This is a genomic window from Pseudomonas sp. DW-iso17, assembly GCF_058725345.1.
This window is the reverse complement of sequence record NZ_JBZXEA010000012.1, coordinates 38202-58840: the sequence shown is the minus strand read 5'-3', so window position 1 is coordinate 58840 and position 20639 is coordinate 38202. Positions and strand designations below refer to the sequence as shown.

The following is a 20639-nucleotide window of genomic DNA, read 5'->3' as shown; positions in this document are numbered from 1 at the left end:
ACCCGACAAGCCAGCTCCCACATTTTGAGGGTGCAGTGTCAGGGAGATAAGCATCGGCCGGCCGCCACGAGATACAAAACTTTTCAAATCCCGCGTGTACAGCCAAAGAACCGCTGACGTATTTTCCGCTACACCAGTCGATGTACCTGGACCAGACCAAGAATAAGAAAAGGGACGTCCCTCCATGACTCATCAGCAAGTCGACATGATCACCTGGCGCATGATGCTGCGTAAGGTGCCTGCCATTGTTCGGGCGCTCCCACGGGTGGTGCGCGGCATGCGTGCGGCCAACGTCACCGACCCCAACCAACCCTGCGGCCTGGGCTGGCATTTCGAACAAGCCACCTTGCGTAACCCTGACGGTGCTGCCCTGCTGTATGGGGACAGCGTGATCAGCTACCGCGACGCCAATCAGTGCGCCAATCGCATTGCCCATCACTTGCAGGCCCAGGGCATCCGCAAGGGCGATGTGGTAGCGCTGTTTATCGAGAATCGCCCCGAGTTGCTGCTCAACGTGCTGGCCGTGGCCAAGCTGGGCGGCATCTGCGCCATGCTCAACACGGCGCAAACTCAAGGGGCGCTGGTACACAGCCTGACCCTGGTCAAGCCGGTTGCCATTGTGGTCGGTGCCGAATTGCTGAGCCCTTACGCAGCAGTGCGCGATCAAGTCCAGATCCCGGCCGAGCGCACTTGGTTCGTGGCCGATCAGCCGGGCAGTAGGGTGCCCGACGGCTACATCGACCTGATGGCCGCCAGTGCCGAAAGCCCGGTGGACAACCCGGCGAGTTCCGCGCAGGTGTTCTTCCACGATCCCTGCTTCTATATCTACACCTCCGGCACCACCGGCTTGCCCAAGGCCGGCATCATGAAGCACGGGCGCTGGACCAAAACCGCCGTGAGCTTCGGCAGTATCGCCCTGGACATGGGGCCACAGGACGTCCTCTATTGCACCTTGCCGCTGTACCACGCCACCGGCCTGTGCGTGTGCTGGGGGGCGGCGATTATCGGTGCGTCCGGCTTTGCCATTCGGCGCAAATTCAGCGCCAGCCAGTTCTGGGACGATGCACGCAAGTTCAAGGCGACCACCCTGGGCTATGTCGGTGAGTTGTGCCGCTATCTGCTCGACCAGCCCGCGAGTGCGCAGGACCGTGATAACCAGGTGACCAAGATGGTCGGCAACGGCCTGCGCCCCGGTGTGTGGGCGCAGTTCAAGCAGCGCTATGGTGTGGAGCATATCTGCGAACTGTATGCCGCCAGCGACGGCAATATCGGCTTTACCAACGTGCTGAACTTTGACAACACCATCGGCTTTTGCCTGCAGCATTGGGCGCTGGTGGACTACGCCCATGACACTGGTGAACCGCTGCGCGGCAGCAACGGGTTCATGGTCAAGGTGCCCACCGGCGGGCAGGGCCTGTTATTGGCGCGCATTGATGATAAGTCGCCCTTCGACGGTTACACCGACCCGGAAAAGAACCGCAAGGTGGTACTGACCGACGTATTCGAAAAAGGCGACCGCTATTTCAACACCGGCGACCTGGTGCGCAGCATCGGTTTCGGGCATGCGCAATTTGTCGATCGCCTGGGGGATACCTATCGCTGGAAGGGCGAAAACGTCTCGACCACCGAGGTGGAAAACGTCCTGCTGAAACACCCGCAGATCGCTGAAGTGGTGGCCTATGGCGTCGAAATCGATAACACCAACGGCCGCGCCGGCATGGTCGCCATCACCCCCAGCGAATCCCTGGCCAGCCTGGACATGCGCGAACTGCTGCAATTCGCCCACGGCCAGTTGCCCCCTTATGCGGTGCCGTTGTTTTTGCGGATCAAGGTGAAGATGGAAACCACCGGCACGTTCAAGTACCAGAAAGTGAAGCTCAAGGAGCAAGGGTTCGACCCGGACAAGGCTGGCAATGACCCGGTCTACGCCTGGTTGCCGGGTTCGGACAGCTATGTGCCGGTGACCGGGCAATTGCTGGCGCAGATCCAGGGCGGCCAATTCCGTTATTGATTCTGGCTATGGCGGCTTTTGACAAAAAAGCCATGACACCGGGGAACTCCATCGCGACACTGGGCGCCTTAAACAGTTATGTCAGTCGCCTCAGCAAGGAGCCCCCATGTCAGATCAGCCTAAACAAATGACCGAAGACGAAGCCGCCGAGTTTGCCGAGCAAGTCTTCGACGTCGCCCGGCGCGGCGACGCCGCCATGCTTGCCGCACTGTTGGCGAAAGGCCTGCCGGCCAACTTTCGTAATCACAATGGCGACACCTTGTTGATGCTCGCGGCGTACCACGGCCATGCCGAGGCGGTCAAAGTGCTGCTGGAGTTCAAGGCCGACCCCCTGATCGCCAACGACAAGAACCAGTTGCCGATTGCCGGGGCGGCGTTCAAAGGCAACCTGCCGGTGGTCCAGGCGTTGATCGAGGGCGGCACGCCGATTGACGCGGCCTCCTCGGACGGGCGTACGGCCTTGATGATGGCGGCGATGTTCAACCGCGTTGACATGGTTGATTACCTGCTCGGTAAAGGCGCAAACCCCAAGGCCACCGATGCACAAGGCGCGACGGCACTGGCCGCGGCGCAGACCATGGGCGCGGTGGATACGGCGGCGCAGTTGCAGAAACTGGTGTAGGCTACGCGCCCTTCAAAACTTGCCCGTTACAGGATCGCCCCATGAAAACCGCCCTCGTCGAACTCATCAGCAAAATCAGCGCCGGCGTCATGGGGGAGGATGAAGTAGCGCGTATTGCCGACGAAGCGGCCCAGGCCTACGCGGACCCGGCGGCGTTCCTGGCGGCCAATCCGGATATCAACTACGACGACAGTTTCCCGATTCCGCTGGGAGAGTGGGTGGTGGTCGGTAGCCTGCCAGACACGGTGTTGTTCCAGGCCGATACCTATGGCGACCTGTTTGCCCAGATCGTCGCGTCGTTCGGTCCGGGCGTGGCGTTCAACCTCAAGCCCAAGCAACTGGCCAAGACCGAAGACCTGACCGCGCTCAACCGCATCCAGATCCAGATGAGCGCCCTGAGCCCGGAAGACGGCGGTTATGTGCTGATGAACTTCAGCCAGTTGCTGGACGACGAGATCCAGGCAGTGCTGGTGTTCGGCAACGACCTGGCGCGGGTACTGGAACTGTGTGCCGAAGTCGGCATCAAGGCCGAACCATCATTGGAAGCCTTGAAGATTGCCGTACACGTCTGAAATAAAACGGAACCCGCGCCAAGGCTGACTATCCTACAAGTGCATGCCCTCACTTAGGAGCGACACCATGGGTTCCACGTTTAATAGTCTGATTGGCCTGATCATCCTCGCGCTGGATATCTGGGCAATCATTAACGTGTTCAAAAGCGGCGCCAGCACCGGCGCCAAAGTGCTGTGGATCCTGTTGATCCTGCTGTTGCCAGTGCTGGGCCTGATCATCTGGGCTATCGCCGGGCCGCGCGGTAACGTGCGGATCTGACGACCCACCCGATTTGGAGCGGGCACAGTCAATGTGGGAGCTGGCTTGCCTGCGATAGCGGTGGGTCAGCTTGCATTGTTTTGGTTGACACACCGCTATCGCAGGCAAGCCTGCTCCCACAGTGGGGTTTACGGCGTTAATTAAATTTGTGTGTCGAAACTATTCGCCGCACGAAATTTTCACATCCCATCCAAGACAATTCGCCGGCTTTATCCGGCTGCCAGGGCTCTATCTCCAGTGCCCTTAAAGGCAGGGTCGTGCCTTACGTTCAGTAATTAATAGCCTTGCCGGCCTCGATCGGGCACCATTTGTGCCACCGCGTTAACCGCCTACCCCAGCCAGCCTGGGCGAGGGACGGACGCCACTGCATTATTTCGCAACTTAAACTTCCAATGGGTCCTAAAACGACATGGCAAACCCGGACGCCCTGAATCAGCAGCGAGCTTCAAATCGCCTGCTGCAACCGACCGTCAAATCCCATCTGGCGTACACGCTGCTCTGCGCATTGGTCATGATGGTGATGTTTTCCCTGCTGCGCCTGGCGTTGCTGGTCTACAACCGCGAGATGATCCTCGATACGCCGGCCTCGACGTTCCTTGAAGCGTTTGCCAACGGCCTGCGCCTGGACATTCGCCTGGTGATGTACCTGCTGATTCCGCTGCTGTTGGCGCTGTTCAGCGTGCGGGCCATGGCGGCGCGCGGGTTCTTCCGTTTGTGGCTGACCGTCGCGTCCAGCATCGCCTTGTTCCTGGGCTTGATGGAGATGGACTTCTACCGCGAATTCCACCAGCGCCTCAACGGCCTGGTCTTCCAGTATGTGAAGGAAGACCCGAAAACCGTGATGAGCATGCTCTGGTACGGTTTCCCGGTGGTGCGTTACCTGCTGGCCTGGGCCGTGGGCACGCTGATCCTGAGCATGGCCTTCAAGGGCGCTGACCGCGCAACGCGCCCACGGGGCCCGTTCAGCGGCGGCACTGTCAGCACCCGCCAAGTGGCGCCGTGGTACAGCCGCATCGCAGTGTTCATGGTTTGCCTGCTGGTTGCCGTGGTTGCCATCCGTGGCACCCTGCGCCAAGGGCCACCGCTGCGTTGGGGTGACGTCTACACCACTGACTCGAACTTCGCCAACCAGTTGGGCCTCAATGGCACCTTGTCGCTGATCGCGGCGGCCAAGGCGCGCTTCGGTGAGGACCGCGCCAACATCTGGAAGGCGACCCTGGAACAACCACTGGCCACCCAGACCGTGCGCGACATGCTGGTGCTGCCGCAAGAGAAGCTGGTAGACACCGACACCGCTGCCGTGCGCCGTGACTTCACGCCACCGGACGAGAAAACCCTGCCGATCAAGAACGTCGTGGTGATCCTGATGGAAAGCTTCGCCGGTCACTCGGTTGGCGCATTGGGACGTCCGGGCAATATCACCCCGTACTTCGACAAGCTGACCCAAGAGGGCCTGCTGTTCGACCGCTTCTTCTCCAACGGCACCCACACCCACCAGGGTATGTTCGCCACCATGGCCTGCTTCCCGAACCTGCCGGGTTTCGAATACCTGATGCAGACCCCGGAAGGCAGCCACAAGCTGTCGGGCCTGCCGCAGTTGCTCAGTGCGCGTGATTTCGACGATGTGTATGTCTACAACGGCGATTTCGCCTGGGACAACCAGTCGGGCTTCTTCAGCAACCAGGGCATGACCAACTTCATCGGCCGCAATGACTTCGTCGACCCGGTGTTCTCCGACCCGACCTGGGGCGTGTCCGACCAGGACATGTTCAACCGTGGCCTGGAAGAACTGAAGGCGCGCGAAGGCGGCAAGCCGTTCTACGCACTGCTGCAAACCCTGTCCAACCACACGCCGTACGCATTGCCGACCCCATTGCCGGTTGAGAAGGTCACCGACCGTGGCAGCCTCAACGAGCATTTGACGGCCATGCGTTACTCCGACTGGGCCTTGGGCCAGTTCTTTGAAAAGGCCCGCAAAGAGCCGTACTTCAAGGAAACCCTGTTTGTGATCGTCGGTGACCACGGCTTTGGCAATGAGCAGCAGATCACCGAGATGGACCTGGGTCGCTTCAACGTGCCGATGCTGATGATTGCACCGGGCATGCGCGAGAAGTTCGGTGAGCGTGACCACACTGTGGGCACCCAGATCGACATCGTGCCGACCATCATGGGCCGCCTGGGCGGCGATACCTTGCACCAGTGCTGGGGCCGCGACCTGCTGAACCTGCCCGAAGGTGACAAGGGTTTCGGCGTGATCAAGCCATCGGGCAGCGACCAGACCGTGGCCTTGCTCACCGGCGACCGCGTACTGGTATTGCCCAAGGAAATGCCACCCAAGTTGTGGGAATACACACTGGGCGCCGAGCCGACTGGCAAGGTGATTCCGGAGTCGCCGGACGAAGCTGCACTCAAGCAGAAACTCGAGTCGTTCCTGCAGACCGCGACCAAGAGCTTGTTGGATAACACCGCAGGTGTCGTGGACGGTAAGCCGGACTAACTGACCGACAATAAAAAAGAGGCCTTCTAGAAGGCCTATTTTTTTTGCTTCTCAATTGTAGGAGCGCTTGCTCGCTCCGATAAAAAGCGTAGCGCGGTGTTTATATCTTGCCGAGCAACAACAGCACCAGCAGAACAACCAGTACCACACCCAGGATACCCGACGGTCCATAACCCCAGTTACGCGAGTGCGGGAACACCGGCAGACCACCGACCAGCAGCAGGATCAGGATAATAATCAGAATGAGGCTCATGGTTTTATTCCTTATAGGTTCTTTGCAAAAACCGGCTGTTTAACCGTTGGTTCGTCCATGTACAGTGGGACGCCTTACCCATTCCGACTCTGCCACTTCGTAAAAAATTCATTGTTTTTATAAAACATTTTGATGGGTCGCTTATTTCTTTTAACGCGTGCGCAACTTGAACTAATCAGTTGAAAAAAATTGAACTTAATCTATAGGCACGCCTGCGACCGAGCCCACGGTTTGCCCGGGGCATTCATCACCCTGATGGTGCGTGGGTAGAGCAAAAACCTTCGCTACACTGCCGGTCACTTCTTTCGTGAACCACAAGGCTACTTCCTATGCAAAACCGCATGATGATCACTGGCGCCGGGTCTGGCCTGGGTCGCGAAATCGCTCTGCGCTGGGCCCGTGAAGGCTGGCAGTTGGCGTTGTCTGATGTCAGCGAGCCCGGTTTGCAGGAAACCCTCAAGCAGGTTCGCGAAGCCGGGGGGGATGGCTTTACCCAGCGCTGCGACGTGCGTGACTACAGCCAGCTCACGGCCTTTGCCCAGGCCTGTGAGGTGAAGCTCGGGGGCATCGATGTGATCGTCAACAACGCCGGCGTGGCCTCGGGCGGGTTCTTCGCTGAACTGTCCCTGGAGGATTGGGACTGGCAGATCGCAATCAACCTGATGGGCGTCGTCAAAGGCTGCAAGGCGTTCCTGCCGCTGTTGGAAAAGAGCAAGGGGCGGATCATCAACATCGCGTCAATGGCAGCGCTGATGCAAGGCCCGGCCATGAGCAACTACAACGTGGCCAAGGCGGGCGTGGTGGCGTTGTCCGAGAGCCTGTTGGTGGAGCTCAAGCAACAGGAAGTGGGCGTGCATGTGGTGTGCCCGTCGTTTTTCCAGACCAACCTGCTCGACTCGTTCCGTGGGCCAACCCCAGCCATGAAGGCTCAAGTGGGCAAGTTGCTTGAGAGTTCGCCCATCTCGGCGGCGGATATTGCCGACTACATTTACCAGCGCGTGGCCGAAGGCGAATTCATGATTCTGCCCCACGAGCAAGGCCGCATGGCTTGGGCGTTGAAACAGAAAAATCCGCAGTTGCTGTATGACGAAATGACCCTGATGGCCGACAAGATGCGCGCCAAGGCGCAGGCTGTTAAGGCCTGATTTGGCTGGGGTCTGTCAGGCAAATTACCTACCTGTGTAGGAGATGCCTGATTTGCCCGCAAGCCATTGTCGGTCCAGCGCGAAGGGGGCATGGTCGAGGTCCTGTTACTGGAAAAGGACTACCGCCATGCTGGTCTTAAGCCGTGCTATAGGCGAAGCCATCGCCATTGGCGATGACATCACCGTGCATATCCTTGAAGTGAACGGTACTCACGTGAAATTCGGCATCGAGGCGCCGGTGGGCGTCAACGTGTACCGTGCCGAGGTGTACCGCAAGATTCTCAAAGGCGAGGGCCAGGCTACCCACCCCGTGCCGGTGCCCAACCCTTAGGCAGGCTTCAGTCGAACAGGTGCTTGGGCACATCGTGCTTGAGCATCAACTGGCATTGCTCGCTCTCGGGATCGAAGACGATCAGCGCCTGGCCTTTGGTCAGCGCCTGGCGCACGCGCAGCACGCGGGTTTCCAGGGGCGTGTCGTCGCCATTGTCGGTGCCGTCGCGGGTGACGAAGTCTTCGATGAGGCGGGTCAGGGTGTCGACTTCAAGTGCATCGTAGGGAATCAGCATACAAGCCTCAGGTGTCAGGTCCCGGCGATGCTACTGTGCCGGGACCTTTGTTGCCAGTATCAACTCACCGCGTCAGGACTTCTGGCCGACCAGGCTGTCTACCGACGGCACGCGGGTGTCGCTCTCCATTTGCGTTTCATGCTCGATCTGATGACTGAACCGATCCAGTGAGCCCTGGGCCGGTTGCGCATCGCTGGCAAACACCGGCGGGCTGAGGATATAGGCGCCCAATAAGCGGCTCAGGGCGGCGAGGCTGTCGATATGGGTACGCTCGTAACCATGGGTGGCGTCACAACCGAAGGCCAGTAATGCAGTGCGAATGTCATGGCCGGCGGTGACCGCCGAGTGCGCATCGCTGAAGTAATAGCGGAACAGATCGCGGCGTACCGGCAGGTCGTTGTCCGACGCCAGGCGCAGCAAGTGGCGGGACAGGTGATAGTCATAGGGCCCGCCGGAGTCCTGCATGGCCACGCTCACCGCATGTTCGCTGGAGTGCTGGCCGGGGGCGACCGGGGCGATATCGATGCCGACAAACTCACTCACATCCCAGGGCAGGGCGGCCGCTGCGCCACTGCCGGTTTCCTCGGTAATGGTGAACAGCGGGTGGCAGTCGATCAGCAAGGGTTCGCCACTGTCGACGATGGCCTTGAGCGCGGCGAGCAGGGCGGCGACGCCGGCCTTGTCGTCCAGGTGGCGAGCGCTGATATGCCCGCTCTCGGTGAACTCGGGCAGTGGGTCGAACGCCACGTAGTCACCCACACTGATGCCCAGGGAGTCGCAGTCGGCACGCGTGGCGCAGTAGGCGTCCAGGCGCAGCTCGACATGGTCCCAGCTCACCGGCATTTCATCCACGGCGGTGTTGAATGCGTGCCCGGAGGCCATCAGCGGTAATACGCTGCCGCGAATCACGCCGTTGTCGGTGAACAGGCTGACCCGGCTACCTTCGGCAAAGCGGCTCGACCAGCAGCCCACCGGCGCCAGGGTCAGGCGCCCGTTGTCCTTGATCGCACGCACGGCGGCGCCGATGGTGTCCAGGTGGGCGGAGACGGCGCGGTCAGGGCTGTTTTTCTGGCCCTTGAGGGTGGCGCGAATGGTGCCGCGCCGGGTCATTTCAAACGGGATGCCGAGTTCTTCCAGGCGCTCGGCGACGTAGCGCACGATGGTGTCGGTAAATCCGGTGGGGCTGGGAATGGCGAGCATTTCCAGCAGCACTTTTTGCAGGTACGCGAGATCGGGTTCGGGAATGGTTCGGGTCATGGAAACTCCTGATGAGTTGAGGGCGATCGTTCCCACGCTCTGCGTGGGAACGCCTCAGGGACGCTTTGCGTCCGCTGTGGTGACGCAGAGCATCACAGGCTGCATTCCCACGCGGAGCGTGGGAACGATCGGTAGTCAGGTAGCTGGCTGACTGTGTGGGAACAACAAATCCACAAACTTCTCAGCCGTGGGTTGCGGTTCATGGTTGGCCAGGCCGGCCCGTTCGTTGGCTTCGATAAACACATACTCTGGCTGGTCGGCCGCAGGCACCATCAGGTCCAGGCCGACCATGGGGATATCCAGGGCACGGGCCGCACGCACGGCTGCATCCACCAGTATCGGGTGCAGGATCGCCGTGACATCTTCCAGGCAACCCCCGGTGTGCAGGTTGGCGGTGCGTCGCACGGCCAGTTGCACGCCACGGGGCAGGATGCTGTTGTAGTCGTAACCTGCGGCTTTGAGGGTGCGCTCGGTTTCTGCATCCAGCGGGATTTTGCTCTCGCCATCGGTGGCCGCCTGGCGACGACGGCTTTGCGCCTGGATCAACGCGCGAATTGAATGTTGGCCGTCGCCGATCACTTCGGCAGGGCGACGAATCGCAGCCGCGACCACTTCAAAACCGATCACCAGAATCCGCAGGTCCAGGCCTTCGTGGAAGCTTTCCAGCAACACGCGGCTGTCGAACTGGCGCGCCGCTTCGATCGCCTGCTGCACGTCTTCGATGCTGCGCAGATCCACGGCGACGCCATGGCCTTGCTCGCCATCCAGCGGCTTGACCACGATGCGCTGGTGTTCGTCGAGAAACTCCAGGTTGTCGTCGGCACTGCCCGCCAACTGTTGCACCGGCACCTGCAGGCCCGCCGCCTTGAGCACCTTGTGGGTGAGGCTCTTGTCCTGACACAGGGTCATGCTGATGGCGCTGGTCAGGTCGCTCAGGGACTCACGACAACGCACGCGACGCCCGCCGTGGCTGAGGGTGAACAGGCCCGCATCGGCGTCGTCAACGTGCACATCAATACCGCGTCGGTGGGCTTCTTCGACAATGATGCGCGCGTAAGGGTTGAACTCCGCCTGCGGCCCCGGGCCCAGAAACAGCGGTTGATTGATGCCGTTCTTGCGCTTGATTGCAAAGGTGGTCAACGCCCGAAAGCCCAGCTTGGCGTAAAGGCTCTTGGCCTGGCGGTTATCGTGCAGCACCGACAAGTCCAGGTAGCTCAAGCCTCGGCTCATGAAGTGCTCCACCAAGTGGCGCACCAACACTTCACCGACGCCAGGGCGGGTGCATTGAGGGTCGACGGCCAAACACCAGAGGCTGCAACCGTTCTCCGGGTCGTGGAAGGCCTTGTGATGGTTGAGGCCCATCACGCTGCCAATCACCGCGCCGCTGTCTTCGTCTTCGGCCAGCCAGTAAACCGGGCCGCCTTGATGACGTGGGGTGAGGCGTTCCGGGTCGACAGGCAGCATCCCGCGGCCCTGGTACAGGTGGTTGACCGCTTGCCAGTCGGCCTCGCTCTGCACCCGGCGAATACGAAAGCCGCGAAACACCCGGGTGGCCGGGCGGTAGTCGGTGAACCACAGGCGCAGGGTGTCGGACGGGTCGAGGAACAGTTGCTGCGGGTCAATGCCCAGGATTTGCTGGGGCGCTGCCACGTACAGGGCGATATCGCGCTCCCCGGGCTGCTCGTTGAGCAGTTCCTGAGCCAGGCTTGCCGGGTCGGGAAAGGTGTGGCCGATCAACAAACGGCCCCAGCCGCAATGCACGGCAATCGGGTCGGCGGCCAGTGCGCTGCCATCTTCGGCCAGGCGCGCTTGCAGGCGCTCGTAGGTCGGCGCCTGGCCCTTGAGTAAGCGTTGGCTGTAAGCCGCGGCATTCGGTTTCATGGATCAGATTCCTTGTTCGCTCAGCCACAGGTTCAGCGCCGCCAGCTGCCACAGCTTGGAGCCGCGCAGCGGGGTCAATTGGCCTTGCGGGTCGGTGAGCAAGCGGTCGAGCATGGCCGGGTTGAACAACCCGCGGTCCTGGCTCGGGTCCAGCAGCAACTCGCGCACCCAATTCAAGGTATCGCCCTGCAGGTGCTTGAGGCCGGGCACCGGGAAGTAGCCTTTCTTGCGGTCGATGACTTCGCTGGGGATCACCCGGCGCGCCGCTTCCTTGAGCACCTGTTTGCCGCCGTCGGGCAGCTTGAACTGGGCCGGCACACGGGCCGACAGTTCTACCAGGCGGTAGTCGAGGAACGGTGTGCGCGCTTCCAGGCCCCAGGCCATGGTCATGTTGTCGACGCGTTTGACCGGGTCGTCCACCAGCATCACCGTGCTGTCCAGACGCAGGGCCTTGTCCACCGCCGCGTCGGCGCCCGGCATTGCAAAGTGCTCGCGCACGAAATCGCCTGCCGCGTCGTTGGCGGTCAGCCATTGGGGCGCGACGGTCGCCGCGTAGTCGTCGTAGCTGCGGTCGAAAAACGCCTCGCGGTAGGCCGCGTACGGGTCGCTGGCACCGTCCACTTGCGGGTACCAGTGGTAACCGGCGAACAGTTCATCGGCGCCCTGGCCGCTCTGCACCACTTTGCAATGCTTGGCCACTTCCCGCGACAGCAGGTAGAAGGCGATGCAGTCATGGCTGACCATCGGCTCGCTCATGGCGCGGAAGGCTGCTGGCAGTTGCTCGATGATCTCGCTTTCGGCGATGCGCAGTTGGTGGTGATGGGTGCCGTAGTGTTTGGCGATCAGGTCTGAGTACTGGAACTCATCGCCACGTTCGCCGCCGGCGTCTTCAAAGCCGATGGAGAAGGTCGACAAATCCTCCACGCCCACTTCACGCAGCAGGCCGACGAGCATGCTCGAATCGACGCCGCCTGACAGCAGCACCCCCACATCCACCGCCGCACGTTGGCGAATGGCCACGGCTTCGCGGGTGCTGTCGAGCACGCGGTCGGTCCAGTCTTCCAGGGTCAGGTGTTTTTCGTCCTCATGGGGGCCGTAGGGCAGGGTCCACCAGGTTTTCTGTTCAGTCTTGCCGCTGGCGTCGATGCGCATCCAACTGGCGGGCGGCAGCTTTTCGATGCCGGCCAACAGCGTGCGCGGCGCGGGGACCACGGCGTGGAAATTCAGGTAGTGGTTGAGGGCGACCGGATCGAGGATCGGGTTGATATCCCCACCCTTGAGCAACGCTGGCAACGCCGAGGCGAAACGCAGGCGCTGGCCGGTGCGCGACAGGTACAGGGGCTTCACACCGAGACGGTCACGAGCGATGAACAGACGCTGGGCATCACGCTCCCAGATGGCGAAAGCGAACATGCCGTTGAGCTTGGGCAGCAGCGCTTCGCCCCAGGCGTGATAACCCTTGAGCAACACTTCGGTGTCGCCACCGGAATAGAAGGCGTAACCCAGGGCTTCCAGCTCTTGGCGCAGCTCCGGGAAATTATAGATAGCGCCATTGAACGCCAGGGACAGCCCCAGATGGGCGTCGACCATCGGTTGGGCAGAGCCGTCCGACAGGTCCATGATCTTCAGGCGGCGGTGGCCCAGGGCAATCGGCCCTTGGGCATGAAAGCCCCAGGCGTCGGGGCCTCGGGGGGCGAGGTGATGGGTGATGCGTTCTACGGCTGCCAGGTCGGCAGGTTGATGATCAAAGCGTAACTCGCCAGCTAATCCACACATAAGTTCCTTACCGGTTTTTCCGTTGGGGAGGGGTCAACACTCAATACGCCCAAAAGGGCGCGTACCCAGAAACTGACCCAGTGCTATGCGTGGAGTTTTAGACCGATAAGTTATAAGCCAGATCGCCGCCTTGCCTTTAATCCGGCTTTTTTTGTGCAGCGCCCTGGCCTCGCACCAACGCGCGCAGGGCAAATCGATTGGGGTGGCAAGCCTCGGCCACGCTGGTGGGCACGGGCAGGGGCTCATCACTCAGCCACGCAGCCAATAGTTCGCCGCACAACGGCGCAGTGATCAATCCACGCGAGCCATGGCCGCTATTGAGAAACAGACCTGGCAGCCACGGGCAGGGCGTTTGCGGTACTTGCCGGGCATCTTTGCCCAGTACCGCATAAGCCTGCTCAAACGCCGCATGGTCAGCCAGTGGCCCAACGATGGGCAGGTAGTCAGGGCTGGTACAACGAAACGCGGCACGGCCCTCCAGCTGTTCAGGTGTCAAGCGATCAGCACCCAGGCGTTGCAGCAGGTCGGTAGAAATCTCACCCAGCATCTGCAGGTTGCCATGGTGTTCGGCGGGCGTGGGCGTGAGGTCTTGATTGTTGAAGTCGAAACTCGCGCCCAGGGTGTGTTCGCCAAGCCGGGCCGGCGCGACGTAGCCTTCGGCACAGACCACCGTGGCCAGCGCTTTACTCGCGCAGGTTTGCGCCAGCCGAGTGATCTGCCCACGGATGCGCTTGAGCGGTATGTCTGCACTGAAGGGGAAACGCTTGATCTCCGCAGCCCCGGCGAGCACCACGACACCGGCGCTGGCCAGTACGCGGTCACCGGCGCGGGCTTGCCATTGGTCGTCGAGCCGGTGCAGTTCCAGTGCCTCGTGGTGGGTGAGCACTTCAATCAGTGGATGTTTGGCCTGCCACTGGCACAGCGCGGGCGGATGCACCCAACCGCCCTGTGGAAAAAACAACCCGCCGTGGGCCAGTTCGATTCCCGCCTTTTGCTGCGCTTGCTCGCGGTCCAGCAGATGCAGCAGGTCCGGAGCAAAGGCGTTTGCCAATTGAGCCTGACGCTGGGTTTCTTTAGCGTCAAACGCCAGTTGCAACACGCCACAGCCGTCCCAATCGACACCTCGGTGCAAGTGTTCCAGCAGGCGTCGGGTGTGGCCAAAACCGCTGACTATCAGTTGGGACAAGGCCGTGCCATGGGCCGAAAGCTTGAGGTACAACACACCCTGTGGGTTGCCCGAAGCTTCCTGTGCCAGGCCGGCATGGCGCTCCAGAAGGCTGACACGCCAACCCCGGGCGGCCAGGCTGGCGGCGGTCGCGCAACCGGCCAGGCCACCGCCGATGACCAGGGCATGACGTTCTCCCTCGATGGCGGGTGGCCGGGCGAACCAGGGTTTACGTGGGGCCGGCGCGGGTAAGTCGGCGGGCCAACCGACAAACTCCCCACGCAGGATCTCCCACTTATGGCCGATGCCTGGCGTGCGTTTCATCTTGAACCCGGCGGCATTGATCAGCCGCCTTACCCAGCCGGTGCTGGTGAAGGTGCTGATGGTCGAGCCCGGTGCCGCCAGGCGCGCCAGTTGGGCGAACAGCTCAGCGGTCCACATGTCGGGGTTTTTCGCCGGGGCGAACCCGTCGAGAAACCACGCATCCACCTGGGCGTCCAGTTGCGGCAATTGTTCCAGCGCATCACCGATCAACAGGGTCAGGGTCACGCGGCCATTGTCCAGTACCAGGCGCTGGAAACCCTGGTGGATGGCAATGTATTGCGCCAGCAGTTGCTCGGCCAAGGGTTGCAGTTCGGGCCAGAGGGCGAGGGCGCGTTGCAGGTCGGCATGGCTGAGGGGGTACTTTTCCACGCTGACAAAGTGCAGCCGCGCACCGGCGACTGCGTGCTGTTCGAACAACTGCCAGGCGCAGAGGAAGTTCAAACCGGTGCCGAAGCCAGTTTCACCAATCACCAGGCGCCCACCTGTCGGCAAGGCGGCGAAGCGTTCCTGCAAGCGGTTCTGCTCCAGGAACACGTAGCGGGTTTCTTCCAGGCCCGACTGGTCGGAGAAATACACGTCGTCGAATACCCGCGAATGCGGGCGGCCTTGATCATCCCAGTCGAGCTGGGCGTGGGTGATGGGGTTCATGGCGGCTCATAAAATGAAAGCGGGCAAAGACAAGGCGGCCATTCTAGCCGATCAACAGGCGTTGAATTGATCCATGGCAAGGCTGGGTTGTATTTCCTTGCGCGTGTCTTGGCCCAATCCGCTAGTCTTGAGCCATCTTGAAACGGAGCTGCCCATGTTCGAATCCGCCGAAATCGGTCACGCCATCGACAAAGACACCTACGACGCCGAGGTGCCAGCCCTGCGTGAAGCCTTGCTGGAAGTTCAGTACGAGCTGCAACAGCAGAAGCGCTTCCCGGTGATCATCCTCATCAACGGCATCGAGGGCGCGGGCAAGGGTGAAACCGTCAAGCTGCTCAATGAATGGATGGACCCGCGCCTGATCGAAGTCCGCACCTTCGACCAGCAAACCGACGAAGAACTGGCGCGCCCACCGGCCTGGCGCTACTGGCGGCAACTGCCGGCCAAGGGCCGCATGGGCATTTTCTTCGGCAACTGGTACAGCCAGATGCTCCAAGGCCGCGTGCATGGGCAGATCAAGGATGCGCGGCTGGACCAGGCCATCGCCGGCGCCGAACGTCTGGAAAAGATGCTCTGCGATGAAGGTGCGCTGATCTTCAAGTTCTGGTTCCATCTGTCCAAAAAACAGATGAAGGCGCGCCTCAAGGCTCTGGCCGACGACCCGCTGCACAGCTGGCGCATCAGCCCATTGGACTGGCAGCAGTCCAAGACCTACGACAAGTTCGTGCATTTCGGTGAGCGGGTGCTGCGCCGCACCAGCCGCGATTACGCGCCGTGGCATGTGATCGAAGGCGTCGACCCCCATTACCGGGGGCTGACCGTGGGCAAGATCCTGCTCGATGGGCTGCAAAGTGCCCTGAAGCAGGCCAAGGTCAAGGCCAGCGGCATGAACCCGGCGCCGTTGCTTGCCTCGGTGGACCAAAAGAGCCTGCTCGACAGCCTCGACATGACCCTGCGCCTGGACAAGGATGATTACGAAGAACAACTGATTACCGAGCAGGCGCGCTTCTCTGGGCTGATGCGCGACAAACGCATGCGCAAGCACGCGTTGGTGAGTGTATTCGAGGGCAACGACGCGGCAGGCAAGGGCGGGGCGATCCGCCGTGTGGCGGCAGCACTGGACCCACGCCAGTACCACATCGTGCCGATTGCCGCGCCCAGCGAAGACGAACGGGCCCAGCCTTATCTGTGGCGGTTCTGGCAGAAGATCCCGGCGCGCGGCATGTTCACCGTGTTTGACCGCTCCTGGTACGGTCGCGTGCTGGTGGAGCGCATCGAAGGCTTCTGTACCCCAGCGGACTGGATGCGCGCCTATGGCGAGATCAATGACTTCGAAGAGCAACTGCGCGATGCGGGCGTGATCGTGGTCAAGTTCTGGCTGGCCATCGACAAGGAGACGCAGCTGGAGCGCTTCCAGGCCCGTGAAGAAATCCCCTTCAAACGCTTCAAGATCACCGAAGACGACTGGCGCAATCGCGACAAGTGGGACGACTACCGCGCGGCAGTGGGCGATATGGTTGACCGCACCAGCACCGAGGTGGCGCCCTGGACTCTGGTCGAGGCCAACGACAAGCGCTGGGCGCGGGTCAAAGTGCTGCGCACCATCAACCGTGCGCTGGAAGAAGCATTTGATAAAAGCGACAAGCACGACAAGAAGAAAAAGAAATAGCCCATGCTTTTGCATCCACGCAGTGAATGATCATCGCGGTCGGCCTGGCCCGGCTCTATCCTCGATCAACAACCACAAGATCGAGGTAGCCCATGCGTGAAGTAGTGATCGTCGACAGCGTGCGAACCGGCCTGGCCAAGTCCTTTCGCGGCAAGTTCAACCAGACCCGCCCCGATGACATGGCGGCCCATTGTGTCAATGCGCTGCTGGCCCGCAACGGTATCGACCCTGCGACGGTAGAAGACTGCATCGTCGGTGCCGGCTCCAACGAAGGCGCCCAGGGCTATAACATCGGGCGTAACGTGGCGGTGCTCTCGCAACTGGGCACCGGTACGGCGGGCATGACCCTCAACCGTTTCTGTTCGTCGGGCTTGCAGGCGATTGCCATTGCCGCCAACCAGATCGCTTCGGGCTGCAGCGACATCATTGTTGCCGGTGGCGTGGAGTCCATCAGCCTGACCATGAAGAGCGTCAACACCGATAACCTGATCAACCCGCTGCTTAAGGAACAGGTGCCGGGCATTTACTTGCCCATGGGCCAGACCGCCGAAATCGTTGCGCGCCGCTATCACGTCAGCCGCGAAGACCAGGATCTTTACGCGCTGCAAAGCCAGCAGCGCACCGCCCAGGCCCAGGCTGATGGCTTGTTCAACGATGAAATCGTGCCGATGGCGGTCAAGTACAAGGTCGAGGACAAGAACACTGGCACGGTGCAGATCCTGGATGGCGTGGTCGACCGTGACGACTGCAACCGCCCGGACACCACCCTGGCCAGCCTCAGCGGCCTGAAGCCGGTATTTGCCGAGGATGGCTCGGTAACGGCAGGTAACTCCTCGCAGCTTTCCGACGGTGCGTCGATGACCCTGGTGATGAGCCTGGAAAAAGCCTTGGCACTGGGGCTCAAGCCCAAGGCGTTCTTCCGGGGCTTTACCGTGGCCGGTTGCGAACCGGATGAAATGGGCATTGGCCCGGTGTTCTCGGTGCCCAAGTTGCTCAAGGCCAAGGGCTTGCAGGTGGCGGACATCGACGTGTGGGAACTCAATGAGGCCTTTGCTTCCCAGTGCCTTTACGCACGCAATCGCTTGGAGATCGATAATGCCAAATACAATGTCAACGGCGGCTCGATTTCCATCGGGCACCCGTTCGGCATGACCGGCTCGCGGCAGGTGGGGCACCTGGTGCGCGAGCTGCAACGGCGCAACCTGCGTTACGGGATTGTCACCATGTGCGTGGGGGGCGGGATGGGCGCCACCGGACTCTTCGAAGCCGTACGCTGAGTCGGGTTGGAATACGGCCAATGTGGGAGCTGGCTTGCCTGCGATAGCGGTGGGCCAGCGACAGATTGGGCACAAATAAACCGCCATCGCAGGCAAGCCAGCTCCCCCATTCAAGACTGTGACGTATCCGAACTCAGTGACTTGCCCCTAGAATGCCTGCTCCACTTCCTCTGGCATCTGGGGCACTCATGCACATCTCTTCCGGCCGCTGGGTCTACGGCTTTTTCCTGACCCTGCTGACCGCGTTTCTGTGGGGCATTCTTCCGATCAAGCTCAAGCAAGTGTTGCAGGTGATGGATCCGATCACTGTGACTTGGTTTCGCCTCATGGTAGCGGGCACGTGCCTGTTCGTTTACCTGGCCGCCACCAAACGCCTGCCCAGCCGCAAAGTGCTTGGCCCCAAGGGTGGGTGGCTGGTGGGCATGGCGGTGTGTGGCCTGGTGGGCAACTACGTGTTGTACCTGGTGGGCCTGAAAATGCTCAGCCCGGGCACGGCGCAGTTGGTGGTGCAGATGGGGCCGATCTTTCTGATGGTAGCCAGTGTGTTTGTGTTCAAGGAGCGCTTCAGCCTGGGGCAGGGAGTGGGGTTGTTGGTGCTGATCGCAGGCTTTGGTTTGTTCTTCAACCAACGTCTGGTGGAATTGCTGACGTCCATGGGCACCTACACCGCCGGTGTGCTGACGATCCTGCTCGCCACCACCATCTGGGTGTTCTATGCACTGGGTCAGAAGCAGTTGCTGACGGTGTGGAATTCGCTGCAGGTGATGATGGTGATCTATCTGTCGTGCGCGCTGTTGCTCACCCCTTGGGCACATCCGCTGGAGGCGTTGCAGTTGAGCCCGCTGCAAGGCTGGCTGCTGCTGGCGTGCTGCATGAATACGCTGGTGGCCTACGGCGCATTTGCCGAAGCCCTGGCGCATTGGGAAGCTTCGCGGGTCAGTGCAACCCTGGCGTTGACGCCCCTGGTGACCTTCGTAGCCGTGGCGGTAGCGGCTTGTCTATGGCCGGACTATGTGCAAGCCGAAGAGATCAATGCCTTGGGGTATGTGGGGGCGCTAGTGGTGGTGACGGGCTCGGCGATGGTGGCGCTGGCGCCTTCGCTGCTCGCCGGGCTCAGGGCCCGGCGGCTGCGGATGTCGGTTTAAGCGCCGAGCATGTTTTCCGGGCGCACCCATTGGTCAAACTCGGCATCGGTGAGGTAGCCCAGCTCCAGTGCAGCCTCACGCAGTGTCAGCCCTTCGGCGTAAGCCTTCTTGGCGATTTCGGCTGACTTGTCGTAGCCGATATGCGGGTTGAGGGCGGTGACCAGCATCAGCCCGCGTTCCAGGTGCTGGGCCATTTGCTCGGCGTCGGGTTCGAGGCCGGCAATGCAATGCTCCTGGAAATTGTTGCAGCCATCGGCCAGCAGGCGGATCGACTCCAGCAGGTTGTGGATGATCACCGGCTTGTACACGTTCAACTGCAAGTGCCCTTGGCTGGCGGCCATGCCGATGGTCACGTCGTTGCCCAGTACCTGGCAGGCCAGCATCGACAGCGCTTCGCACTGGGTCGGATTGACCTTGCCGGGCATGATCGAACTGCCCGGTTCGTTGGCCGGCAACTTGACTTCGGCCAGCCCGGCGCGAGGGCCCGAACCCAGCAGGCGCAGGTCGTTGGCGATTTTCATCAGCGCCACGGCCAGAGTTTTCAGCGCGCCGTGCAGGGTCACCAGCGGCTCATGGCCGGAGAGGGCGGCGAATTTGTTCGGCGCGGTCACAAAGGGTAAACCCGACAACGCGGCCAGTTCGGAAGCAATCGCCTCGCCAAAGCCATGAGGGGCATTGAGGCCGGTGCCGACGGCAGTGCCGCCCTGGGCCAGCTCGCACACCGCGGGCAGGGCGCTGCGGATCGCACGCTCGGCGTAATCGAGCTGGGCGATAAACGCCGAAAGCTCCTGGCCGAAGGTGATCGGCGTGGCATCCATCATGTGGGTACGGCCGGTCTTGACCAGTTTCATATGCCGCGCGGCCAATTCCGCCAGGCCACCGGACAAGGTGGCGATCGCCGGCAGCAGTTGCTTGTTCACCGCTTGCACCGCAGCAATGCTCATGGCAGTAGGGAAACAGTCGTTGGAACTCTGGGAGCGGTTGACGTGATCGTTGGGGTGCACCGGGCTCTTGCCGCCGCGGTTGTTGCCGGCCAGTTCGTTGGCGCGGCCAGCGATCACTTCGTTGGCGTTCATGTTGCTCTGGGTGCCACTGCCGGTCTGCCAGACCACCAGCGGGAACTGGTCGTCGTGCTGGCCGTCCAGAACCTCGTCGGCAGCTTGCTCGATCAGGCGGGCAATATCGGCGGGCAGGTCGCCGTTACGGTCGTTGACCCGTGCCGCAGCCTTCTTGATCAAGGCCAAGGCATGCAATACCGCCAGCGGCATGCGCTGCTCGCCAATCGCGAAATTGACCAGCGAACGTTGGGTTTGCGCACCCCAATAGGCGTCATCAGGGACCTGTACTTCCCCCAGGCTGTCGGTTTCGATACGGCTCATCGGTCACCCTCCTTATCCAGTCGTGATTGGTCAGTTTAGGCCCTGGCGGCCAGCGTGGGTTCCCTAAAAGCGCATTTGTGCCCTCGTGCCCCGTGAAACCAGGGCTTGCCGAGGGGTGGGGTTGAGCCGCGAGGTTTTTTAGGCGCAGAATGGTCGCCCTTGGGGTCTTACCTCGCCTGCTAGAAAAGGAAAC

Annotated in this window: 17 protein-coding genes; 10 read left to right on the top strand and 7 right to left on the bottom strand. The window is 61.4% G+C overall.

Going from position 1 to position 20639, the window contains the following annotated elements; translation table 11 throughout:
• Positions 1 to 184: 184 nt before the first annotated feature.
• The 5 genes from AC4PS6_RS11915 to AC4PS6_RS11895 all read left to right on the top strand — a co-directional run bounded on the left by AC4PS6_RS11915 (position 185) and on the right by AC4PS6_RS11895 (position 5961).
• Positions 185 to 2011 (top strand): long-chain-acyl-CoA synthetase, encoded by a 1827-nt coding sequence (locus tag AC4PS6_RS11915; RefSeq protein WP_014719272.1) that lies wholly within the window; start codon positions 185 to 187, stop codon positions 2009 to 2011.
• Positions 2012 to 2117: 106 nt separating this feature from the next.
• The gene (locus AC4PS6_RS11910; RefSeq protein ID WP_014719271.1) at positions 2118 to 2633 is read left to right on the top strand and encodes an ankyrin repeat domain-containing protein; all 516 of its coding nucleotides are present in this window, start codon (positions 2118 to 2120) and stop codon (positions 2631 to 2633) included.
• Between the two features lie 41 nt (positions 2634 to 2674).
• Positions 2675 to 3205: a hypothetical protein gene (locus tag AC4PS6_RS11905; RefSeq protein ID WP_032903736.1), complete on the top strand. Its 531-nt coding sequence runs from the start codon at positions 2675 to 2677 to the stop codon at positions 3203 to 3205.
• A 67-nt stretch (positions 3206 to 3272) separates the two neighbouring features.
• Entirely contained in the window at positions 3273 to 3464 is a 192-nt protein-coding gene (locus tag AC4PS6_RS11900) for a PLDc N-terminal domain-containing protein (protein WP_003192770.1), read from the top strand.
• A 409-nt stretch (positions 3465 to 3873) separates the two neighbouring features.
• Positions 3874 to 5961 (top strand): LTA synthase family protein, encoded by a 2088-nt coding sequence (locus AC4PS6_RS11895; protein WP_032903735.1) that lies wholly within the window; start codon positions 3874 to 3876, stop codon positions 5959 to 5961.
• A 100-nt stretch (positions 5962 to 6061) separates the two neighbouring features.
• On the opposite strand, the gene AC4PS6_RS11890 is transcribed toward AC4PS6_RS11895, so the two are convergent.
• Positions 6062 to 6214 carry a DUF3309 family protein gene (locus AC4PS6_RS11890; protein ID WP_003192767.1) on the bottom strand — a complete coding sequence of 51 codons (153 nt, stop codon included), beginning with the start codon at positions 6212 to 6214 and terminating at the stop codon, positions 6062 to 6064.
• Between the two features lie 329 nt (positions 6215 to 6543).
• Here AC4PS6_RS11890 and AC4PS6_RS11885 point away from each other — a divergent pair, with 329 nt between their 5' ends.
• Positions 6544 to 7359: an SDR family oxidoreductase gene (locus AC4PS6_RS11885; protein WP_014719268.1), complete on the top strand. Its 816-nt coding sequence runs from the start codon at positions 6544 to 6546 to the stop codon at positions 7357 to 7359.
• Between the two features lie 127 nt (positions 7360 to 7486).
• On the top strand, positions 7487 to 7690 hold the full coding sequence (gene csrA, locus AC4PS6_RS11880; RefSeq protein WP_014719267.1) for a carbon storage regulator CsrA: 204 nt from the start codon (positions 7487 to 7489) through the stop codon (positions 7688 to 7690).
• A gap of 7 nt (positions 7691 to 7697) precedes the next feature.
• Here csrA and AC4PS6_RS11875 read toward each other — a convergent pair whose 3' ends face one another.
• The 5 genes from AC4PS6_RS11875 to mnmC all read right to left on the bottom strand — a co-directional run bounded on the left by AC4PS6_RS11875 (position 7698) and on the right by mnmC (position 14976).
• A complete protein-coding gene (locus tag AC4PS6_RS11875; RefSeq protein WP_003192759.1) occupies positions 7698 to 7925 on the bottom strand; it encodes a YheU family protein in 228 nt (75 codons plus the stop codon).
• Positions 7926 to 7997: 72 nt separating this feature from the next.
• Positions 7998 to 9182, bottom strand: a complete 1185-nt coding sequence (locus AC4PS6_RS11870) for an osmoprotectant NAGGN system M42 family peptidase (protein WP_014719266.1) — start codon at positions 9180 to 9182, stop codon at positions 7998 to 8000.
• Between the two features lie 135 nt (positions 9183 to 9317).
• On the bottom strand, positions 9318 to 11063 hold the full coding sequence (gene ngg / locus AC4PS6_RS11865) for an N-acetylglutaminylglutamine synthetase (RefSeq protein WP_336827306.1): 1746 nt from the start codon (positions 11061 to 11063) through the stop codon (positions 9318 to 9320).
• 3 nt (positions 11064 to 11066) lie between these two features.
• Positions 11067 to 12839: an N-acetylglutaminylglutamine amidotransferase gene (locus AC4PS6_RS11860; protein ID WP_014719264.1), complete on the bottom strand. Its 1773-nt coding sequence runs from the start codon at positions 12837 to 12839 to the stop codon at positions 11067 to 11069.
• 136 nt (positions 12840 to 12975) lie between these two features.
• The gene (gene mnmC / locus AC4PS6_RS11855; protein WP_060767629.1) at positions 12976 to 14976 is read right to left on the bottom strand and encodes a bifunctional tRNA (5-methylaminomethyl-2-thiouridine)(34)-methyltransferase MnmC2/FAD-dependent 5-carboxymethylaminomethyl-2-thiouridine(34) oxidoreductase MnmC1; all 2001 of its coding nucleotides are present in this window, start codon (positions 14974 to 14976) and stop codon (positions 12976 to 12978) included.
• A gap of 154 nt (positions 14977 to 15130) precedes the next feature.
• Between mnmC and pap the strand changes: the two genes are divergently transcribed.
• From pap to AC4PS6_RS11840, 3 genes are all read left to right on the top strand, one after another.
• Positions 15131 to 16645: a polyphosphate:AMP phosphotransferase gene (gene pap / locus AC4PS6_RS11850; RefSeq protein ID WP_014719262.1), complete on the top strand. Its 1515-nt coding sequence runs from the start codon at positions 15131 to 15133 to the stop codon at positions 16643 to 16645.
• Positions 16646 to 16737: 92 nt separating this feature from the next.
• The gene (locus tag AC4PS6_RS11845) at positions 16738 to 17922 is read left to right on the top strand and encodes a thiolase family protein (protein ID WP_014719261.1); all 1185 of its coding nucleotides are present in this window, start codon (positions 16738 to 16740) and stop codon (positions 17920 to 17922) included.
• Positions 17923 to 18110: 188 nt separating this feature from the next.
• Positions 18111 to 19067 (top strand): DMT family transporter, encoded by a 957-nt coding sequence (locus tag AC4PS6_RS11840; RefSeq protein ID WP_336827307.1) that lies wholly within the window; start codon positions 18111 to 18113, stop codon positions 19065 to 19067.
• Here AC4PS6_RS11840 and AC4PS6_RS11835 read toward each other — a convergent pair.
• The gene (locus AC4PS6_RS11835) at positions 19064 to 20446 is read right to left on the bottom strand and encodes a class II fumarate hydratase (protein WP_014719259.1); all 1383 of its coding nucleotides are present in this window, start codon (positions 20444 to 20446) and stop codon (positions 19064 to 19066) included. The genes AC4PS6_RS11840 and AC4PS6_RS11835 overlap by 4 nt on opposite strands.
• Positions 20447 to 20639 lie beyond the last annotated feature (193 nt).

Coding starts and splice junctions, on each gene's coding strand:
- AC4PS6_RS11915 (WP_014719272.1), top strand. CDS start 185: ATGACTCATCAGCAAGTCGACATGATCACCTGGCGCATGATGCTGCGT.
- AC4PS6_RS11910 (WP_014719271.1), top strand. CDS start 2,118: ATGTCAGATCAGCCTAAACAAATGACCGAAGACGAAGCCGCCGAGTTT.
- AC4PS6_RS11905 (WP_032903736.1), top strand. CDS start 2,675: ATGAAAACCGCCCTCGTCGAACTCATCAGCAAAATCAGCGCCGGCGTC.
- AC4PS6_RS11900 (WP_003192770.1), top strand. CDS start 3,273: ATGGGTTCCACGTTTAATAGTCTGATTGGCCTGATCATCCTCGCGCTG.
- AC4PS6_RS11895 (WP_032903735.1), top strand. CDS start 3,874: ATGGCAAACCCGGACGCCCTGAATCAGCAGCGAGCTTCAAATCGCCTG.
- AC4PS6_RS11890 (WP_003192767.1), bottom strand. CDS start 6,214: ATGAGCCTCATTCTGATTATTATCCTGATCCTGCTGCTGGTCGGTGGT.
- AC4PS6_RS11885 (WP_014719268.1), top strand. CDS start 6,544: ATGCAAAACCGCATGATGATCACTGGCGCCGGGTCTGGCCTGGGTCGC.
- csrA (WP_014719267.1), top strand. CDS start 7,487: ATGCTGGTCTTAAGCCGTGCTATAGGCGAAGCCATCGCCATTGGCGAT.
- AC4PS6_RS11875 (WP_003192759.1), bottom strand. CDS start 7,925: ATGCTGATTCCCTACGATGCACTTGAAGTCGACACCCTGACCCGCCTC.
- AC4PS6_RS11870 (WP_014719266.1), bottom strand. CDS start 9,182: ATGACCCGAACCATTCCCGAACCCGATCTCGCGTACCTGCAAAAAGTG.
- ngg (WP_336827306.1), bottom strand. CDS start 11,063: ATGAAACCGAATGCCGCGGCTTACAGCCAACGCTTACTCAAGGGCCAG.
- AC4PS6_RS11860 (WP_014719264.1), bottom strand. CDS start 12,839: ATGTGTGGATTAGCTGGCGAGTTACGCTTTGATCATCAACCTGCCGAC.
- mnmC (WP_060767629.1), bottom strand. CDS start 14,976: ATGAACCCCATCACCCACGCCCAGCTCGACTGGGATGATCAAGGCCGC.
- pap (WP_014719262.1), top strand. CDS start 15,131: ATGTTCGAATCCGCCGAAATCGGTCACGCCATCGACAAAGACACCTAC.
- AC4PS6_RS11845 (WP_014719261.1), top strand. CDS start 16,738: ATGCGTGAAGTAGTGATCGTCGACAGCGTGCGAACCGGCCTGGCCAAG.
- AC4PS6_RS11840 (WP_336827307.1), top strand. CDS start 18,111: ATGCACATCTCTTCCGGCCGCTGGGTCTACGGCTTTTTCCTGACCCTG.
- AC4PS6_RS11835 (WP_014719259.1), bottom strand. CDS start 20,446: ATGAGCCGTATCGAAACCGACAGCCTGGGGGAAGTACAGGTCCCTGAT.